The 1,999-nt window shown below is 73.6% G+C and carries 2 protein-coding genes; both read left to right on the top strand.

Annotated features, from left to right (window positions below; translation table 11 throughout):
* The first annotated feature begins 27 nt into the window (after positions 1-27).
* On the top strand, positions 28-1,155 hold the full coding sequence (locus ACFU99_RS41950) for a zinc-dependent metalloprotease (RefSeq protein ID WP_384403590.1): 1,128 nt from the start codon (positions 28-30) through the stop codon (positions 1,153-1,155).
* A 184-nt stretch (positions 1,156-1,339) separates the two neighbouring features.
* On the top strand, positions 1,340-1,999 hold a 660-nt coding region (gene tilS / locus ACFU99_RS41945; protein ID WP_384403587.1), incomplete at its 3' end, for a tRNA lysidine(34) synthetase TilS.

Below are 1,999 nucleotides of genomic sequence, written 5' to 3'. Positions count from 1 at the left end.
CCCCGGGCGGCCACGAACGGTGAAGTCATGACGAGCATCGGTGGTGCGGAGATGGTCGACTGGAACCTCGCGGTGGCGACCGCGACCCGGCTGGTGAGGCCGGGGCCCGAGGTGAGCCGCGACGAGGCGCGCGCCATCGTCGCGGAGCTGCGCAGGCACGCCAAGTCCTCCGAGGAGCACGTACGGGCCTTCACCCGGATGGTCCCGGCGGGCGAGGACGGGGGCGACACCCCGGTCCTGGTCGTGGACCGGGCGGGCTGGATCAGGGCCAACGTCGCCGGGTTCCGCGCGGTGCTCAAGCCGCTGCTGGAGAAGATGCAGGAGCGCCGCGGCACGATGCCCGGCGGGGCCGTGCTCGGCGCGGTCGGCGGCAAGGTGACCGGCGTGGAGCTGGGCATGCTGCTGTCCTTCCTCGCCTCCCGGGTCCTCGGCCAGTACGAGACCTTCGCGCCGGCCACCCGCGACCTGCCGGGCTCGGTCACCGGCGGCGGGCGGCTGCTGCTCGTCGCGCCGAACATCGTCCACGTGGAGCGCGAGCTGGACGTGGACCCGCACGACTTCCGGCTCTGGGTCTGCCTGCACGAGGAGACGCACCGCACGCAGTTCACGGCCGTGCCCTGGCTGCGCGACCACATCGAGGGCGAGATCCAGTCGTTCCTCGGCGAGACCGAGGTCGACCCGGCCACTCTCCTGGAACGTTTCCGCGAGGCCGCCCAGTCGCTGACCGGCAACCGGCCCGACGACGCCGACGACGGCGGGCGCTCCATCGTGGAGCTGGTCCAGACCCCGGCCCAGCGCGAGATCCTCTCCCGGCTCACCGCCGTGATGTCGCTCCTGGAGGGGCACGCGGACTACGTGATGGACGGCGTCGGACCGGACGTGGTGCCCTCGGTCGCCGAGATCCGCGAGAAGTTCCAGCGGCGGCGCGCCAGCGGGGCCGGCCGGCTCGACGCGGCGCTGCGCAAGCTGCTGGGCCTCGACGCCAAGCTCCGCCAGTACCGGGACGGGGAGCGGTTCGTACGGGCTGTCGTGGACGAGGTCGGTATGGACGGCTTCAACCGGGTCTGGACGTCCCCGAACACGCTCCCGACCAAGGCGGAGATCGCCAAACCGGCGGACTGGGTCGCGAGGGTGCACCGTAAAGCAGAGTCGTGAACCGGGGGCGTCCCCGGCAGAAGAACGCCCCCTGTAATCACCCGTCCGAGGGACCGTGGGCCGTGGGCGGGCGTGCGATGCTCGGAGAGTAGCTCGTCTCTGTCACCATCTACACACTCAGCGTGACTGAGGCTCGAAGCTCATCCGCTCCGAGGCATCTCCAATTGAACGATTGGAAACGGACATGGGTCCCCATCCAGCGGTCGCCGCGATACGCCTGGCGGTCCGCCGCGTACTCCACGACGTCCTCAACGACCTCACCGGTCACTCCGTGCCGCAAGCGTCCCCCGCGCCCCGAGCGCCCCTGACGCCACCGGCCCCCGGCTCCGCGCCGGCCGGCCAGGCAGCGGCCGCCCCCGGCCGCCGGCCGCTCGTCCTCGTCGCCTGCTCCGGCGGCGCCGACTCCATGGCACTCGCCTCCGCCCTGGCCTTCGAGGCCCCGAAACTCGGCATCCGGGCCGGCGGTGTCACCGTCGACCACGGCCTCCAGTACGGCTCCGACCTCCGCGCCGCCGAGGTCGTCTCCCGCCTCACCGCCATCGGACTGGACCCCGTCGAGTCCGTCACCGTCACCGTCGGCCGGGACGGCGGCCCCGAAGCCGCGGCCCGCGACGCCCGCTACGCCGCGCTGAACGCCGCCGCGGAGCGGCACGGCGCCGCCGCGGTCCTGCTCGGCCACACCCGCGACGACCAGGCCGAGACGGTCCTCCTCGGCCTCGCCCGCGGCTCCGGGACCCGCTCCCTCTCCGGCATGGCCGTGGCCTCCGGCGACGGCCGCCGCTACCGCCGCCCGTTCCTGAGCCTGGACCGCCAGACGGCCCGCCGCGCCTGCCTGGTCCAGGCC

This window comes from Streptomyces sp. NPDC057654, assembly GCF_042800135.1.
In the GTDB taxonomy this organism is placed as follows: domain Bacteria; phylum Actinomycetota; class Actinomycetes; order Streptomycetales; family Streptomycetaceae; genus Streptomyces.
The sequence above is the reverse complement of the archived record's forward strand: the minus strand, read 5'-3'. Positions and strand labels throughout refer to the sequence as shown.